The sequence below is a fragment of the Ruminococcus sp. genome, assembly GCF_024684275.1.
Window position 1 is genome coordinate 23,052 of the sequence record NZ_JAIKXF010000029.1, and the last position, 16,227, is coordinate 39,278.

Consider the following 16,227-nt stretch of genomic DNA (forward strand, 5'->3'; position numbering starts at 1 on the left):
ATGCGCATAAGAAAAACAGAGGGCGGCTTTAATGCCGCCCTCTTGATTTTATCAATGATAATAAGAATCTATCCCGAAGTATTCCTCAAGTGTGAGTCCGCTGGCGTGTATCTGAGTTGCAAGGTCTGTTCCTACATAGCGGATATGCCATGATTCGTACTGATAGCCTGTGATGTCCTGCTTGCCCTGTGGATAGCGGAGTATGAATCCGAACTCGTGACAGTGGTTTTCAAGCCATATAGCTTCAGGAGTTCCGATAAAGCTGTCGTCAATCTGGTTTACGTCGATAGCAAGTCCTGTCTGGTGCTCGGAGTATCCCGGACGTGCGGAATATGTATCTGCGGCAGCTTGTCCGTTTGGTTCCCTGGCAACGTAGTTGTTGTAAATCTGAGCCTGATCATTATATGAGCGGAATCCCGACGAAAGGTAGATGTTAAGTCCCTCCTGAGCGGCTGCGCTTGAAAGCTTGCAAAACTGATTATAACAGGTAGAGTCAAGTCCAGGATTGAAGTCTGCAGGGAGGCTGTAGCTCTTGTTGGCGATGAGAACTCCGTTTATATAGGTAAGCCCCGGTATATCGTACTGAACCGGTGCAGGACCATAGTTTGAGTCGGCAGAGGCAGCCGATGACTGTGACTGAGCGCTCTGCTGCTGAGCAGGTGCAGCGGCGGTGTTCTCAGCAGTGCTTGCAGCAGTAACATCTGCTTCTGTGCTTGTTGTGGTCACAGTTTCTGAGCCCTCTGCTGCTGCGGAAGTCGTTGTATCAGTGACAGTCGTGAGCTCCTCTGCTGCTGTTTCTGTAGCTGCTTCGGTGACAGCTGTTGCAGGCTGCTGCGGGATAGGGAGGCTTGAACGCTCGCCCACCTTGCCGCAGGCTGTCATTGAAGCGGCAGCCATTAATATTAGAGTTATCTTTGATATTCTTTTCATTTTTATTCTCCTTCTGTGCAGAGACACCCCACTGAGTGACTGCGCGTTTTTTGCTGTCATAAAAAACAATCGGGCAGAGACAGCCATGTGTTACATTCCGACAAATATTTTTTTATTTTGACAAAAAACTTTCTGTACCTTTATATTAGCACATTCTTTTCAGGCTGTCAACCTTTTGATGATCGCCTTGAAAAAACGGTCCGTATATGGTATACTTAGGAAAAAGGAGGCGGAATATGGAATACAGAATTGAACATAACACACTTACTCCCGATGAGCACATGGCTCTGTGGGAGTCGGCAGGGTGGGGAAGTCTTGACCGTGAGCTGGTGGAGAACTCTCTCCGCGGCAGCTACGCCACATTTGCAGTAAGGGACGGAGGACGTATCATCGCTATGGCTCGGCTCATCGGGGACGGCGGCATGGCATTTTTTCTGAAGGACCTCGTAGTTTCTCCTTATTATCAGGGAAAGGGCATTGGCAGGGAGCTTCTTGCGCATATTGAGGATTTCATCAGAGGTGAGCTCAAGGAGGGCTGGTGGTCGTACCTACAGCTTATGAGTGCTAAGGATAAGGAGGAGTTTTACCTTAAATGCGGCTATAAGGCTCACCCTCATGAGCACAGCGGAGCTGGCTTCACTAAGGTGATAGAAAGGTAATTAAATGGCAAAAGTTATAATGACCTGCGGAAAAATATGCAGCGGCAAAAGTACCTACGCAGAAAAGCTCAGAAAAGAGTCGGGAGCGGTGGTGCTGTCCATAGACGAGCTTATGACCGCCGTACTTGGCAGAGAGCTTGGAGATATGCACGATGAGTATGTCCGCCGCTGTGAGCAGTATCTGTATAAAAAAGCCGCGGAAATTGCCCTATCGGGCACAAATGTTATCCTTGACTGGGGCTTCTGGAAGAAGGCGCAGCGAGAGTACGCAAGGGAGTACTTCCGTCAGCAGGGAACAGACTGCGAATTCCATTATATCGCAGTCAGCGATGATGAGTGGAAAAAGCGGATAGCTTCCAGAAATGCGGAGGTAGTAAGTGGCAGGAGCGATGTTTATTTTATTGATGACGGATTGCTCAGTAAGTTCCTGACGTTGTTTGAAGAACCAGACAGACAGGAAATGGATATATGGATAGAATAGAGAAACAGCCATAAGGAAAAACCTTATGGCTGTTTTTTACTGTTCGATATATATCATGAATTCCATTTCCGAGGTCTCATCAATGCGTCTGACATAGGCGTTTCCGCCGAGAGCCTTTGCTGTTTCGTGTACTACGTACAGTCCTATGCCGCAGCCGCTTTTGTCGGCGGCATTTGAGCCTCGCCAGTAGCTTCTGAATACGTATGGCAGCTCGTTTTCGGGGAGCAGTCCGCCCTTGTCGCGTACGGATATGCAGAACGCCTCGTCCTGCTTCATCATATCAACGGATATGCCGCTTCCGTCGCCGTATTTCAGCGCATTTTCAAGAAGCTGGCTCACAGCGCGGTACAGTGCGTATTTGTCGCTTTCCATTATCGGAGCCCCCTCGCACTTTACGGTAAAGGGTATGCGCAGAAGCGCCATTCGGTCTGTATATTCACTGCGGATAAGGTCTGCAAGCTCTGACAGAGGGAAAAGGCTCTTTTCTATGTCATAGCCGTCATTTGTCACCTCAGAGGCAGTCATCAGCTCGGCAGCCATTGACTCTATTTTTGCAGTATTGCTGTCTATCTTATCGGCTATGTCTTCGGTCATGCCCTTGTCAGAGTAAAGCCCCGTCCTGACTGCATCGGTGTAGAGACGTATATTCGCCACGGGAGTCTTTACGCCGTGGGCAATAGAGCTTACCAGCTTCTGGTGTTGTCCCTCAAGCATATGTATCCTTTGACTGCTGGCGGCAAGAACGTCCGAAAGCATATTCATGCCCCAGATATACTTGCCGAAGTATCGGCTCCTGCTCTCGGGGAGCTTCTGTATATTGCGCAGCCGTGCAAGCCTTTCGGGATAATCGGAAAGCCTGCGGAAGGGCTTGAATACTGCAAAGTGAATGAACAGCACAGCTCCAACGATGAGGGCAAAGCAGACGGCGAGCATGATATTTACCGCAAGCCTTATGCGCTTAATGATACTGTCTGAATAGGTGTACTGCACAAAGCCCGAGAGCTCGTTATTTCTGCCGTAGATACTGCATACTGCACATCTTCTGTCAACGGCTGTATAGAATACGCTGCCATTATTATTCAGAGGGATATAGACTATGCTCTCGGGAGTATTGCTGCCGTAGGTCTTTTTCCATTCTGCTTTCCTTTCGGCTATAGTTTCATCGGGCGAAGCACCGTTTTCGGCAGCGTCTGATATTTCGCGGTTTATCCTGTTCACGGCAACATTACGGCTGCGGAGCTGATTCTTTACGGCAGAGCTGAAGCCCGAATTGAAGCCGATTATCAGCGCCGTGAATACCACGGCTATTATTATGAGTGAGTGTATCAGCTTCTTCATTGGCTGTCACCGAACTTGTAGCCCACCTTCCACACAGTCCGTATGAGCTGTGGGGAATTGGGATCGTTTTCAAGTTTTTCGCGGAGCCAGCGGATATGTACGCTGACTGTGCTGGGCTCGGTGAAGCAGTCTGTGCCCCATACCGCATTGAAAAGCTCGTCCTTGCTGACAGCCTCGCCCTTGTGCTCCATGAGATAGCGAAGCAGCTCAAATTCCTTTGCGTTGAGCCTGAGCTCTCTGCCTTCACGGGTGACTGTACGGGAATCAGGATCAAGGACTATGCCGCAGCAGGTGAGGGCGCTGCTCCCTGTCTCTGCGGATTTACGCTTTATAAGAGCCTTTATCTTAGCAGTGAGGACCTTGACTGAAAATGGCTTGTCGATGTAGTCGTCAGCACCTGTCTCATAGCCTAAAAGCTTGCTGTCCTCGTCGGTCATGGCACTCATCATGAGTATCGGTATATCGCGGCTGCTGCGAATGGCGGTGCAGGTCTCATAGCCGTTCATGCGCGGCAGCATAACATCAAGCAGCACCAGTCGGGATTCCTCCTCTTTAAGCAGCACAAGGGCTTCCTCGGCAGTTTCGCAAAGCCTTACCGAGAAGCCCTCTTTTTTTATGAAATCATGTACGAGCTGACCAAGCTCGGGATCGTCTTCAATAATAAGAATGTCGGTCATAATTTTTATATCCTTTGGTAATATATCATTTCCAGCTGCCTAAGTCTATGAACTCGGGTGAGTCCTCTACACCGTCTGCCCCTGTAAGTACAGCCTGCATGGTCTCTGTGGAATAGTCAGCGATAAACATATGCACCAGTCCGTCACTGCGTATGCGGTCAAGGTCGTTGTCGGTGCTCTCGCAGGTCATGAGCTCCTTGAAGCGGTCAAGGGTGATGTCCTTTTTGCCGCAGAACAGTTCTTTATAGCGCTGCCACCTGATGAGGTTGTTTGCCGCCTGAGATATATCCATGAGGTTCTGCTTTGTAACGAAGCAGTTTACTGCGCAGATATAATTGCTGTCCTCCCATGAATACTGTCTGTGGAGCTCAACAGAGCTGTCGCGTACTACAGGAGCGCCGGTGATAGTGATCTCCTCCTCGTCGGGATCGTCGCCTGGTTCAGGCAGCTGGTCCTCACGAACCGTAAAGAGCTCAGCCACAAGCGCTTCATTTTTGTCTGTGGCAAGAACATTGACACAGTAGGGATAGCTGTATGCGTTGGCAGCAAGGTACTCTGACGCTTCTCTTGCAGTGGTAAAGTTCTCAAGGGCGTATCTTATGCCATAGGTATAGCTGGTCTTGTTTTCACAGGTATATTTTACCATACTGCCGCTGCCCACGTCAAGCTCTCCAAGCATAACTCCGTCATTGTTCACGGCAGTGAGTATGGTCAGAAAGCCAAGATATGACAGAGAGGTGAAGCTTTTTTCGCCGTTCTTCATATGTACAAGGGTATGGGCGCGGCATATCTGATTATCGCTGCCAAGCTGCCATTCCAGCAGACGTGCTGTGATGCGCTCGCCTGTTGCAGTGGCTTTGCCGTCGGCTGAGAGTGCGCTGCAAGCCGTATTTCTGAGAACGTCGGGTATGAACTGCATCAGCAGAGCTTCGTCGCGGCTGATGATACCGTCCTCAATGAAGCCTTCGGAATCGCCCTTCAATGCCTCAGCAAAGCCGTTAAGCTCCTGTTTGTAGTCATCGGGGAGAGCATTGTAAAAGGCGTCGGTGCGCTTCTTTATCCCCGAATAATCACCGTGGAGATGAGAGAATACAGCCTTGATGTTTTCGTAGATGTAGCCCTCGCACATTTCGGCGTATCCTGTATAGGCAAGGGGGATAGTCCTGCCGTAGGCTGCGCCTACCTGTTCGGGAGTGCCCTTTTCGTAATCGAGAGTTACGTCAAAATAGCTGTCCATGCACTCGATAACGCAGAGCCCGTCGTCGCTTTTTATGGTTTTGTTAGCTTTTTCCTTTGTAGGAGCCGTGCCCTCATAGTGATTGTCGATATATATGTCGGATACAGGGCGGAGAGTGCTCGGTCCCTGCTCGGGGAAAACGAAGTTGTCGTAGCCCTTGCGTCCGCAGCCTGCGGCTGAAGCCAATACCACCGCGGAAGCAGCAAGGACGGGGAATAATCTGTTCTTTTTCATAGTACGCTCCTTACCAGCCGCGCTCCATGAGCCAGCTGCTCAGACGGCGTTCCCTGCCTGAAAGCTCTGCTTCTCCATCGAGCTTTCCAAGCTCTATCTCGCCCTGAATATCGCCGTCCATGAGATAGAGTACCTTGTCACTCATGGCTGCCACCTTTATGCTGTGAGTTACCATCATTATGCTTGTGCCTTCACGGTTTGCAGCCACAAGCTCGCGCATGACGTCTGCCGCAGCCTTTGAGTTGAGAGCGCCTGTAGGCTCGTCTGCGAATATCACCTTTGGTTCGTTGATAAGAGCTCTGCAAAGGCAGGCGCGCTGGAGCTGTCCGCCCGAGACCTCGTTTACCTCATGCTCGGCAGTTTCGATTATATCCAGCCTGCGCATGAGAGATTCGGCGCGTTTGTTGGCTTCGCTCCGCGGCATTCCCGACTGATAGGCGGGAAGTACGATATTATCGAACACGCAGAGCTTTTTCATCATGTACATCTGCTGAAAGATAAAGCCCATTTCTGTAAGGCGGAGCTTTGACATTTCCTTTTTGCTTAGTGAGCTTATATCACGTCCGTTGAAATCCACCTTTCCCGAGGTCATATTGTCCATGCCGCTGACGGTGTAGAGCAGAGTTGACTTGCCGCTTCCGCTGGGGCCCATGACGGTGACGAATTCGCCCTCGCCAAGCTCAAAGCTGATATTTCTCAGCACATTGTTGCTGTTTTTCTTGATTATATATGTTTTGCACAGGTCCTTTACCTGTAAGACTTTATTCATCTGAATTCCTCCGTTATTCCTCGGATATCTTCCAGATACCGATGTGTTTTATGTTTCTGAGGTTGATTATTGTTGTGAAAAGTACAGCCGCTGTGATTATTAGCGGTATCACTATGAAGCTTACAGGAAGCTCGAAATAGAGCTTCATACCTGTTACCTCATACTGTGTCATGAAGCTTCCGAAGAATACCGAGCCTGCTGTCCACAGATATATTTCGCCGAGGACTATCGAGACTGCAAGAAGTATCAGCATTCTCAGAAGATACCATGCCTTTATGGATATATTTCGGAATCCGAGGCTCTTGAGCAGAGCTGTCTCGGGTACCTCCTCGGCTACGAAAATGCTCATGTAAAGATAGGTTATCAGCATGAGTATCAGCACTATAGCTCCGCCTACCACGTATTCAAACAGCATGAAAAGCGTGTCGAACTGGGTTACCTGTTCTCTCAGTGCCTGCATACCGTCCAATATCTGCTTCTCACCGAAAAGCTCTCTCATCTGAGCTAAAACGGCAGGCTTATCTTTTTCCGGCGCATCTATTGCTAAGCCTGTGCAGTAATTCCACTGTGCAAAGCCCTCATCGTATTCATCGCCCATAATGATGATAGGATCGCCGTTTTCCATGTAGTCTGTCAGACCTGTTATTACTAACTCTCTTTCGTTCTCGACATAGTCTGTTCTGTCTTCGTTTTTCTCATTTATGCTCACCTTTATCACGTCGCCTACGTTTATACCAAGCTTTCCTGCGGTATAGGCACTCATTGCGGCTTCGTTTGCAAGCCTCGGAGCAGTTCCGCCCTTGCGGTATACCTGCTTTTCTGGCTCGCCCTTTTTCCAGAGCACATCAAAGTATTCATATTTGTCGTCTATCTTCATATATCCTCTGGCCGTATGCATGGAATTAACGTGGGCAGGTATATCTGCGTCAGCAAGCTTCTGATTTACGATGGTATAAAAGTCCTTACCTGTTTTTTCTTCCTCTTTGGCGATCTCATCCAACTGTTCAGAGGTGAAGTTAAAAGAAAAGTCATAGCTGCTGTACAGCCAGTACTGGGTATATTTAGGATTGATGACGCTGTTTCTTACGTTGAAGCCGAGAAGAACTATCACTGCTCCGAGTGAATAGGATATAAGCAGGAATATGTAGCGCTTGAAGCGCATGAGTATATCCGTAAGAGCAATGAAAAACGGCACGGACATTTTCTTTCTCCTGTGGAGAAACATGGGGAAGCGCTTGCTGAAGCGTTCGCCCCGGTTCTCGCCGTGAATGGCGTCGATAACGGATATTTTGTTTATCCTGCGCATTACGATGAGTGAGAACGCTATCATCATTATGATTATGGCAATAACGGATATTATGCCGATGAGTATCATCTGCCAGCGCTCGGGAAGTATGCAGTCGGGACCAAACATATTTATAAAGGCTCCTGCGACTGGCAGACCTGCGATTATTCCCACAATGCCGCCGATCACGGCAAAGGCGATGTACTTGGCGGCAAACAGCCAGCGGAAGCTGAATGAATCAACTCCCAGAGCCTTCATCATGCCTATTTCCTTTTCCTCATTCTTCAGATCGGCTATCATGGTGAAGCGGATAGTCATGAATATTATCAGTATGAGGAAAACACTGACTATTACAACGAATACCGAGATTATCTCCATGAATATCACATCGTCGCTCATGCCCGTGTTATATGAAATGCTGAGTACGGGAATATCCTGATCGTACATTTTTTCCTTGAACTCGCTTATCCTGTCCTCAGTGGCATTTTTCATGCATATATTGTATACGATGTATGAGCGGATATGTTTTTCGGTAAGCACCTCATAATCTGCGTCAGAAACGATGTACCTGACAATGCCGTTGTCCATGTTGTCCTTGAATATACAGCATATCTCAAGCTCATATACCTCGCCCGTTTCCTTTGTGTACTTTACCTTGTCGCCAACCTTTACTCCCAGTGTGGACTGCACCTCGATAGGTATGGCGATACAGCCGTTTGGCACGTAGAACGGGCGGTCATTGAGGTCGTATACAAGGTCATGTTCTCTGGGCATGGTAGTGAGCCCCTGTATCTTCATCATGTACATATACCTGTTCTCGTGCAGGTCGATATCGGGATATTCAATGGCAGTCTCGGATATCCTTGCAAGCTTTGTCCTGCTCCAGTCAGTGACGTCCTCTTCTTTTCCGAGAGCTTCGGATACCTTGTCGCCAAGATCTCCTTCGGTGAAGCGCTCAGACAGCACCCAGAACTGGGTGTCGGAGCTTTTGCAGAGCCGCTTTGCAGTGGCTTCACGGGTGAAATTGGAGAATATCTGCACTGAGCCTGAGAAAACAAGCATCGAAGCTACAGATATGAATATGAATAGTATCACATTCAGACCTTTTTTGCGTTTAAGGTCACTTTTCAGCATTTTAAAAAACATGGCTATCTCCTTTGCTGTGATCATCTGATACTATGATAACACATCATAGTTTAAAAAGTCTTTAAAAAATAAAGAAAAATGAAAAATTGACGAAAATCGCAATAAGTGTGATGACAAATAGCGGGATATGTGATATAATCAGATTGTACGATGTACAGAGACATCGGAAAATCAAGATAATCTCATTACGGAGGCAAGAGCATGAAAAGGTTCATGGCTATTCTTTGTATGACCGCACTTTTATGCGGCTGTTCATCAAAAAATACAAGCAGCAGTTCTTCTCAGCCTGCTGCTTCAGGTAATAATACAGGTTCGGAGGTGTCTACAGAGGCTGATACAGCCGGCGGCTCACAGGAGGGGACCACTGAGAATAACGCTCCTACTGATCCGAATCTGGAGAGCGATCCCTCAGAAATACTTGTAAACGGCGAAAAGACCGATATGAGCACAGTTTCAAACGTGAGCTGGGACAAGGTATACCGCTCTGCGCTGGAGGACTTCAAGAAGTCGGATAAATTCAGTGACGACGCGCGTTTTACCGTCTATGACATCAACGACGACCATGTACCTGAGCTAATAATATCATACGGCGGCTACGGTGACAAGACATTCTTAGTCAAGACTCTCAGCCAAAGCGTTTTCACTGAGTTTGAGCCGATGACAGGCTGTGACCAGCTCTCATACGTCATGGACAGAAGCCTTCTGACAGCTGTCCGTCTGCACGACAATATACAGGTACAGAACATTCAGCTTTACCGTATCAAGAGCGGTGTAATGGCAAATGTAGGTTCGTTCCAGCGTTCATCCAGCGCAGCAAAGGTTGACGGCGTTCCGGTCACCGACGATAAGTTCGATGAGGAATACACACATTATATATCAGGCGTTATCAAGAGCATGGGCTTGGATTTCGGCTTTGACGACGCCACCATTGATGCAGCCCTCGGCAGCGCCGACAGCTGGGAAAAGGGCTATGAGGCAGTACTTAACGATTACCTTAAATATAAGAAGGCAAACGACGATAATCACTTCTCACTTTACGATATAAACGGCGATGACGTCCCCGAGCTTTTTGTTTCCGGCGGATACCACTACGGTCCGTATGTTGACATATTCTCATGGAACGGATGTGTAGTCCCTGTAGGTTCATTTGGCACAGACGGTACTATCGGCTTTGCTCCCGACAGCAAGGAGCTCATTTCACTTGTTGATAACCCGAGCTATACCGCAGGCAGCGTTTACAGCTTCGATACAGAGGGCAATTATAAGTTCTCAGAGCTGTTCAGCTACGGAAATACAGAAAACAGCAAGCAGCAGGACGAAAATGCCGAGGTCATCTACAAGGTGAACGGTCAGCTCACAGATAAGAGCGACTACGAAAAGCAGGTCAAGGAAAAGGTCAAGAAGTCCTATTATGTTCTTGGTCAGGACAACGACATTACCGCAGACACTGTAAAGAGCGTAGGCGAGGGAAAGTACAAAGAGGCTTCCAAAAAATAACAGATCATCAGAATAAAAGGCTTGAAAGCACATGGATAACGGCTTTCGGGCCTTTTTTTGATATAAAAAGCAAGAGCTCCCGAAAGTCGGAAGCTCATATTTTTTGCTTATTTCTCCGGCGGAGTAAGATCAAGTGAGTCTCCGTCGGAAACGCCTCTTGGGTTTGTGAGTACGAGGTCGTTTTCATGGATATTATCTGAGGTGACCTCAAGATAATCATCTCCGTCAAAGCCCTTTTCGATCTTGCGCTTTGAGATTATGTATTCGCCCTTGCTGTTTCTGGAAGCGACGAATACGTAGTATCCGCCTTCGTTGCTGCTTATAACGGCATCATAGGGAATGCAGAGTGCGTTCTCGCGCTTGTCAAGAATTATCTTCACATTTGCAGTTTCTCCTATAGCAAGCTTGCTGTCGCTGTCGTCGATGCCGACATCTACTGTATAGCCCTCTTCACTCTGATTTTCGCCAGATGCAGACTTTCTTTCGATACGCTTTACCGTGCCGTTTACTGCCTTGTCGCCTGTAGAAGCTGTTTTGATCTCAGCAGACATATCCTCACTTATCTTGTTGATGTCAGCCTCGCCGACCTTGCCTGAGATAAGGAACTTTGAAGCGTTTGAGATAGTAAAGAGTTCAGCTGATGAGGGTATCTTGCCTGAAACGGCATTTACCTGTGTTACAACGCCGTCCTTCGGGGACTTGATGACACAGCGGTCGATCTTGTCCTGAAGAGCCTTGAGCTCCTTGTTTGAGTCAGCGGAAGTTGCAGTTGTTTTCTCGGCATCGAGAGCATCCTGAGCCTTTTTGATCTCAGCGTCAGCTTTTTTTACAGTCTCCGCATAAGCAGCTTTTGCCGCAGGGATAGCATTTTCAAAATCAGGGAGTTTTGCTTTGAGCTCGTCTGCTTCATTGCCTATTTTGCCTGCTCTTTCGAGGATAGACTCCCAATTGGCTTTTTTTGCATTTGCATCGTCGCCTGTAGCTGCAACCATTTCATCGTATGCGCGGTCAGCTTCGCCGATGAGAGCGTTGTACTGATCTACCATGTTGTTATAGTCAACATAAGCCTGATCGCGTCTTGATGTAGCGTTTTCGATCTCTTGCTGAGCTTTTTTGACGTTATCATCTTTTGCTTTTTTTGCGTCGCTGAGCTTTTTCTCGTTGGCGGCATGAGCGTTCTTTGCGTCGTTCTGAGCTTTTGTCTTCATGTCTTCGATCTGCTTTTTGAGATCGGAGGAATCAAATTCACAGAGAACGTCGCCTTTTTTTACCTTATCGCCAACCTTTACGCTGAGCTTTTTGACCTTGAGGTCAGTTTCACCTTTTACTGTGACCTTGTCGCTGCCGGCTACCGATCCGGTCATACTTACATTTTTTTCAAGATCACGGTATTTGATGTACTCGCAGCCGCTTGATTTTTCAGTGTCCTGAGTTTTCGTCTTGCCGTCGGCGAGACCTGCAAAGAAGAACACAGCTATGCCGATGATAGCGATTATCAGCACTGCTAAAAGGATCTTTAGTAGTTTACTCGATCTTTCCATATAAACATCTCCTTCAGAAATGACATTAAGTCTTCTATATAATACCATATTTTTCACATATCGTCAATGATTTTTTCCCTTAAATAAGCAATAAATAGAAAATTTACAATTTAATTGCATTTATTGACGGAATGTTCACTAAAGTATGAAAAAATTTTGAATTATGGAGAGTTTTTTATTGCTTTTTAAGCTTTTCGTGTTTGTTATATTTTTCATGATTTGCCCGCAAATCCTTTTTCGTGTCGCAGCTGAATAAAGCACAGATATTTCTTCGCGTCTGTTGCTATTTCTAAGCTTTTATGATATAAGCGGCGAGCCGCCGCAGCCTTTTTCGCGTAAAAGTATTGCAGAACAGGAAATCTGATTCCGCGCAGCTTGCTATTCCGAAACTTTTATGATATAAACGGCGAGCCGCCTCAGCCTTTTTCGCGTCGCAGCTGAATAAAGCACAGATATTTCTCCGCGTCTGTTGCTATTTCTTTGCTTTTATGATATAATAAACTGTGAAGTCATCATAAATGACAAATTAAATGAAAAGAGGATAATTATGGGGTGCTTGGGAAATATTTTATGGTTCATATTCGGCGGATTTGCCAGCGGAATGAGCTGGGTGCTGGCAGGACTGCTGTGGTGCATTACGATAATAGGTATACCCATTGGCAGACAGTGCTTCAAGCTGGCTAAGCTGTCATTTTTTCCATTCGGCAAGACGGTTGAGTACGGCGGCGGAGCAGTTTCACTTATCGCCAATATATTCTGGCTCATATTCAGCGGTATACCGCTGGCTGCAGGCTTTGCGGCGTGGGGAGCGGTCCTTTGCGTGACTATAATCGGGATACCATTCGGTATGCAGATGTTCAAGCTGGCAAAGCTGGCGCTCATGCCGTTCGGAGCTAAAGTTGACTGAGCATATCCATAAAGTAAGAGCAGAAATGAAAAAGGATTTTACGCGGATATTCTTCCGATATGTATTTGAGTTTACTGCGGCAGGCTTTGTCGGCTGGCTGTATGAGGTCGCTACTGTATGGATAATGTACCGATATTTCGACAACCGCGGAATGCTCCACCTTCCTGTGATACCCATTTATTCTGTGGGAGCATTTATACTTCTTGCCCTTCTGAGAAAAAAGCGCAGTCCGCTGTTCATATTCCTGTTTGCGACAGTGGTGACGACGATATTTGAGCTTGGAGCCTCATATCTTCTGGAATTCATTTTCCACGAGCAGTTCTGGACCTATGAAACATGGTATTTCTCCATACTTGACAGGTCGAGCCTTATATCCAGTGCTATTTTCGGTATCATGGCAGTTGCTTATTTCTATGGGCTTCACCCGTTGTCCGAAAAGCTCAGCGAGAAGCTCCCCGAGCCCGTATGCCTCGGTACAGGTGTCTTTATGGCAGGAGCTATACTCACGGACATAGTTATATCCTTCAGCGAACATCTGTAAATCAAAATTTAACGCCTTTGGCGTCCCGAAAAATTGGTATTGTAGGGGCGAACATTGTTCGCCCCTACATTATTAAATTATGATTCAGGGCTTCGTTTTTTGTGTATTCGCAGTGCCTCGCTATTGACAAAATGAGGGTATAATGATATAATCACCCTATGGGAAAGATGTTCCGCATCTGGCGGAAATGAAGCGGAAAATGAAATGAGGTATCTTATGAGAACTGCGGTAATGACCGATACAAACAGCGGCATAACTATAGATGAAGGCGAAAAGCACGGAGTTTATGTGCTGCCTATGCCTGTTATCATAGACGGAAAGGACTTTATGGAGGAGCTCACCCTCAAGCACGAGCAGCTCTACAAGGCTCTGAATGAAAACAAGGATATAGTGTCCTCACAGCCCTCCCCGGGAGCGCTTACTGCTATGTGGGACAGGATACTTGCCGACGGATATGACGAGCTGGTTTATATACCGATGTCAAGCGGCCTCAGCGGTTCGTGCAATACTGCAAAGGCACTTGCTGCGGACTATGATGGCAGGGTGGAGGTCATCGACAACCACCGTATCTCAATAACTCTGCTGGACGCGGTATATGACGCGAAATTCCTTGCTGAAAACGGCAGGTCAGCAGCGGAGATAAAGGCTCATCTTGAAGAAAATGCCTACCAGAACGATATATATATCACTCTCAATACTCTGAAGCTCATAAAAAAGTCGGGACGTATCACCGCCGCAGGAGCTGCTATCGCTACAGTGCTAAATCTGAAGCCTATCCTCAAGATACAGGGCGGCAAGCTGGACGCTTATGCGAGAGTCCGCGGAATGGCAGCTGCCGAGGAGAAAATGCTCGAAGCAGTTCACAAGGACTTGGAAAGCAAATACGCAGGTATACCAAAGGAGCACCTGAGCATAGGTGCGGCAGGTACTATGGAGACCGCCGAGGAGATAAAGCGCTGGGTGGACATAGTCAAGAATGAGTTCAAGGGCTATAAGGTCACATACAGACCGCTGTCATGCAGTATAGCCTGTCACGTAGGCACAGGAACACAGGGCGTAGCAGTCGGACTTACCGACCGTGCTCTGGAAATAGATTAATGCTGTTGTTTGACTTTACCTAACTATTCATAAACAGATAAATAAAGTCCTCACCGATCTGGTGAGGACTTTTGTGTATATGCAGGTACTGATGCCAACAAGTCTCCTACAAAGGCTAACGGCTTATTTGAGGAATCCGTTGATTATCTGCTCCTCAGCTTCCGCCTCTGTAAGTCCTAAAGTCATGAGCTTTATGAGCTGCTCGCCTGCGATCTTTCCGATAGCAGCCTCATGAACGAGAGCTGCATCGATATTGTTTGCTTCAAGAGAGGGAACAGCGAGGATACGGCCGTTATCCATGATGATAGAATCACACTCGGTATGACCGCTGCAGGCGGCGTCGCCTTTGATACAGAGGTCAAGCTTCTGATAGGAATCGTCCCTTGCAACTGAACGTGAAACAACGTCTGCGCTTGAACCGTCTCCGAGAAGGCTTACCTTATAGATACTTCCTGCGTACTGCTTACCGTGAGTCATGAGCCTTTCGCGGACGATGAGCTTTGCGTCGCCTTTAAGCTCTGCGACAGTAGTTCTGTCTGTGGAGTCAACGCCCTTTATCTGCACCATTTCCATTTCCATAGTGCTGCCCTCCTCCATGTAGACCTCAGTCACAGGGTTGAGGATACGCTTGCCGCTGCCGTCGCCGGAGCCGTAGTGCTTCTCGACGTACTTGATACGGGAATTTTTGCCGATATAGAAGCGGTGTATACCGTCGTGCTCAGAGTCCTGAGAGCCGCAGTTGTCGATACCGCAGCCTGCTACGATGAGTACATCGCAGTTTTCACCTACATAGAAATCATTGTAAACGTTCTCCTTGATACCGCTCTGACTGAGCACAACAGGGATATGAACGCTCTCGTTCTTAGTTCCGTCCTTGATGCGTATATCAATGCCGCTGACGTCTGTTTTTGAAGTTATATCGATATTTGCAGTAGTATTTCTGCCGATAGATTCACCGTTTGCACGTAGATTATATGCTCCCTCGGGGATATTATGGAGATCGGCGACCTCCTGAAAAAGTCTTTTCTGAACTGCGTCCATAGCTGCCATATTATCCCTCCTTATGCCATTTTGTGACAGATATTAGTTGCGTTTTCCGTGCCTGTTATCTCAGGGAGGATAATATCCCTGCTGCCCTGCTTGGCAATCTTGCCGTCAGCGATGACAACTATCTCGTCAGCGATATTGAGGATACGCTCCTGATGAGAGATAACGACGATGGACCTGCCGTGTCGGTCTTTGCGCATATTCTCAAAGATACGGATAAGATTATTGAAGCTCCACAGGTCGATACCTGCCTCGGGCTCGTCAAAGAGCGCCAGCTTTACGTCACGGGCGAGAACCGTAGCTATCTCGATGCGCTTCAATTCGCCGCCTGAGAGTGAAGCATTTATCTCACGGTCGATGTAGTCCTTTGCGCAGAGACCTACCTCTGAGAGGTAATCACAGGCTTCGGAAACGGAAAGGTTCTTGCCTGCGGCGATACGAAGCAGGTCGATAACGGTCATGCCCTTGAAGCGTACAGGCTGCTGAAACGCAAAGCCGATACCCATGCGGGCACGTTCGGTTATGGACTTTTCTGTGATGTCCTCGCCGTCGAAGAATATCTGACCTGAGGTGTTTTTGATTATACCTGCAACTATTTTGGCGAGGGTGGACTTACCTCCGCCGTTCGGACCTGTAATAACGACGAATTTGTTGTCCTCGACAGTGAGGCTGACGTCGCGTACTATGCCAATGCTCTGACCTTCGTCCTCGGCATTGAACGTAATATTCTTTAATTCGAGCATTTTTGACTCCCTTTCGCTGTAAATCAAAATTTAACGCCTTTGGCGTCCCGAAAAATTGGTATTGTAGGGGCGAACATTGTTCGCCCGTGTCAAAATT

General features: G+C 47.6%; 15 protein-coding genes. 6 read left to right on the forward strand and 9 right to left on the reverse strand.

What is annotated here, in order from left to right:
• Positions 1 to 51 precede the first annotated feature (51 nt).
• Positions 52 to 930 (reverse strand): M15 family metallopeptidase, encoded by an 879-nt coding sequence (locus tag K5677_RS03630; protein ID WP_296724768.1) that lies wholly within the window; start codon positions 928 to 930, stop codon positions 52 to 54.
• Between the two features lie 236 nt (positions 931 to 1,166).
• Between K5677_RS03630 and K5677_RS03635 the strand changes: the two genes are divergently transcribed.
• Together K5677_RS03635 and K5677_RS03640 are read left to right on the forward strand one after the other, a co-directional pair.
• The gene (locus K5677_RS03635; RefSeq protein ID WP_296724771.1) at positions 1,167 to 1,589 is read left to right on the forward strand and encodes a GNAT family N-acetyltransferase; all 423 of its coding nucleotides are present in this window, start codon (positions 1,167 to 1,169) and stop codon (positions 1,587 to 1,589) included.
• Positions 1,590 to 1,593: 4 nt separating this feature from the next.
• Positions 1,594 to 2,070 (forward strand): ATP-binding protein, encoded by a 477-nt coding sequence (locus tag K5677_RS03640; protein WP_296724773.1) that lies wholly within the window; start codon positions 1,594 to 1,596, stop codon positions 2,068 to 2,070.
• A 36-nt stretch (positions 2,071 to 2,106) separates the two neighbouring features.
• Here K5677_RS03640 and K5677_RS03645 read toward each other — a convergent pair whose 3' ends face one another.
• The 5 genes from K5677_RS03645 to K5677_RS03665 are packed head-to-tail and all read right to left on the reverse strand — an operon-like array spanning position 2,107 to position 8,756.
• On the reverse strand, positions 2,107 to 3,408 hold the full coding sequence (locus K5677_RS03645; protein WP_296724781.1) for a HAMP domain-containing sensor histidine kinase: 1,302 nt from the start codon (positions 3,406 to 3,408) through the stop codon (positions 2,107 to 2,109).
• Positions 3,405 to 4,085 (reverse strand): response regulator transcription factor, encoded by a 681-nt coding sequence (locus tag K5677_RS03650; RefSeq protein ID WP_296724783.1) that lies wholly within the window; start codon positions 4,083 to 4,085, stop codon positions 3,405 to 3,407. Before K5677_RS03650 ends, K5677_RS03645 begins: the two co-directional genes overlap by 4 nt.
• 25 nt (positions 4,086 to 4,110) lie before the next feature.
• Complete coding sequence (locus K5677_RS03655) at positions 4,111 to 5,556, reverse strand: C45 family autoproteolytic acyltransferase/hydolase (RefSeq protein ID WP_296724787.1); 1,446 nt, start codon at positions 5,554 to 5,556, stop codon at positions 4,111 to 4,113.
• 10 nt (positions 5,557 to 5,566) lie between these two features.
• Positions 5,567 to 6,325: an ABC transporter ATP-binding protein gene (locus K5677_RS03660; RefSeq protein ID WP_296724790.1), complete on the reverse strand. Its 759-nt coding sequence runs from the start codon at positions 6,323 to 6,325 to the stop codon at positions 5,567 to 5,569.
• 13 nt (positions 6,326 to 6,338) lie between these two features.
• On the reverse strand, positions 6,339 to 8,756 hold the full coding sequence (locus K5677_RS03665; RefSeq protein ID WP_296724792.1) for an ABC transporter permease: 2,418 nt from the start codon (positions 8,754 to 8,756) through the stop codon (positions 6,339 to 6,341).
• 201 nt (positions 8,757 to 8,957) lie between these two features.
• Between K5677_RS03665 and K5677_RS03670 the strand changes: the two genes are divergently transcribed.
• Entirely contained in the window at positions 8,958 to 10,253 is a 1,296-nt protein-coding gene (locus K5677_RS03670) for a hypothetical protein (RefSeq protein ID WP_296724795.1), read from the forward strand.
• A 107-nt stretch (positions 10,254 to 10,360) separates the two neighbouring features.
• Here K5677_RS03670 and K5677_RS03675 read toward each other — a convergent pair whose 3' ends face one another.
• Positions 10,361 to 11,794: an efflux RND transporter periplasmic adaptor subunit gene (locus K5677_RS03675; protein ID WP_296724798.1), complete on the reverse strand. Its 1,434-nt coding sequence runs from the start codon at positions 11,792 to 11,794 to the stop codon at positions 10,361 to 10,363.
• A 547-nt stretch (positions 11,795 to 12,341) separates the two neighbouring features.
• Here K5677_RS03675 and K5677_RS03680 point away from each other — a divergent pair.
• The 3 genes from K5677_RS03680 (at position 12,342) to K5677_RS03690 (ending at position 14,340) form a co-directional block, all read left to right on the forward strand.
• Complete coding sequence (locus K5677_RS03680; RefSeq protein WP_296724799.1) at positions 12,342 to 12,701, forward strand: YccF domain-containing protein; 360 nt, start codon at positions 12,342 to 12,344, stop codon at positions 12,699 to 12,701.
• Between the two features lie 25 nt (positions 12,702 to 12,726).
• Positions 12,727 to 13,242, forward strand: a complete 516-nt coding sequence (locus tag K5677_RS03685) for a putative ABC transporter permease (RefSeq protein WP_296724801.1) — start codon at positions 12,727 to 12,729, stop codon at positions 13,240 to 13,242.
• Between the two features lie 216 nt (positions 13,243 to 13,458).
• Positions 13,459 to 14,340, forward strand: coding sequence for a DegV family protein (locus K5677_RS03690; RefSeq protein WP_296724804.1), 882 nt, complete (start codon positions 13,459 to 13,461; stop codon positions 14,338 to 14,340).
• A 123-nt stretch (positions 14,341 to 14,463) separates the two neighbouring features.
• Here the strand turns inward: K5677_RS03690 and K5677_RS03695 are convergent, their stop codons facing one another.
• Both K5677_RS03695 and K5677_RS03700 read right to left on the reverse strand, forming a co-directional pair.
• Positions 14,464 to 15,390 (reverse strand): SufD family Fe-S cluster assembly protein, encoded by a 927-nt coding sequence (locus K5677_RS03695; protein WP_296724806.1) that lies wholly within the window; start codon positions 15,388 to 15,390, stop codon positions 14,464 to 14,466.
• An 11-nt stretch (positions 15,391 to 15,401) separates the two neighbouring features.
• Positions 15,402 to 16,130, reverse strand: a complete 729-nt coding sequence (locus K5677_RS03700; RefSeq protein ID WP_296724809.1) for an ATP-binding cassette domain-containing protein — start codon at positions 16,128 to 16,130, stop codon at positions 15,402 to 15,404.
• Between the last annotated feature and the right edge of the window lie 97 nt (positions 16,131 to 16,227).

Bases quoted from the DNA above. Each gene is read 5' to 3' on its own strand.
- K5677_RS03700 (WP_296724809.1), bottom strand. From the start codon at position 16,130: ATGCTCGAATTAAAGAATATTACGTTCAATGCCGAGGACGAAGGTCAG.
- K5677_RS03655 (WP_296724787.1), bottom strand. From the start codon at position 5,556: ATGAAAAAGAACAGATTATTCCCCGTCCTTGCTGCTTCCGCGGTGGTA.
- K5677_RS03630 (WP_296724768.1), bottom strand. From the start codon at position 930: ATGAAAAGAATATCAAAGATAACTCTAATATTAATGGCTGCCGCTTCA.
- K5677_RS03680 (WP_296724799.1), top strand. From the start codon at position 12,342: ATGGGGTGCTTGGGAAATATTTTATGGTTCATATTCGGCGGATTTGCC.
- K5677_RS03635 (WP_296724771.1), top strand. From the start codon at position 1,167: ATGGAATACAGAATTGAACATAACACACTTACTCCCGATGAGCACATG.
- K5677_RS03690 (WP_296724804.1), top strand. From the start codon at position 13,459: ATGAGAACTGCGGTAATGACCGATACAAACAGCGGCATAACTATAGAT.
- K5677_RS03675 (WP_296724798.1), bottom strand. From the start codon at position 11,794: ATGGAAAGATCGAGTAAACTACTAAAGATCCTTTTAGCAGTGCTGATA.
- K5677_RS03640 (WP_296724773.1), top strand. From the start codon at position 1,594: ATGGCAAAAGTTATAATGACCTGCGGAAAAATATGCAGCGGCAAAAGT.
- K5677_RS03660 (WP_296724790.1), bottom strand. From the start codon at position 6,325: ATGAATAAAGTCTTACAGGTAAAGGACCTGTGCAAAACATATATAATC.
- K5677_RS03685 (WP_296724801.1), top strand. From the start codon at position 12,727: ATGAAAAAGGATTTTACGCGGATATTCTTCCGATATGTATTTGAGTTT.
- K5677_RS03665 (WP_296724792.1), bottom strand. From the start codon at position 8,756: ATGTTTTTTAAAATGCTGAAAAGTGACCTTAAACGCAAAAAAGGTCTG.
- K5677_RS03645 (WP_296724781.1), bottom strand. From the start codon at position 3,408: ATGAAGAAGCTGATACACTCACTCATAATAATAGCCGTGGTATTCACG.
- K5677_RS03670 (WP_296724795.1), top strand. From the start codon at position 8,958: ATGAAAAGGTTCATGGCTATTCTTTGTATGACCGCACTTTTATGCGGC.
- K5677_RS03695 (WP_296724806.1), bottom strand. From the start codon at position 15,390: ATGGCAGCTATGGACGCAGTTCAGAAAAGACTTTTTCAGGAGGTCGCC.
- K5677_RS03650 (WP_296724783.1), bottom strand. From the start codon at position 4,085: ATGACCGACATTCTTATTATTGAAGACGATCCCGAGCTTGGTCAGCTC.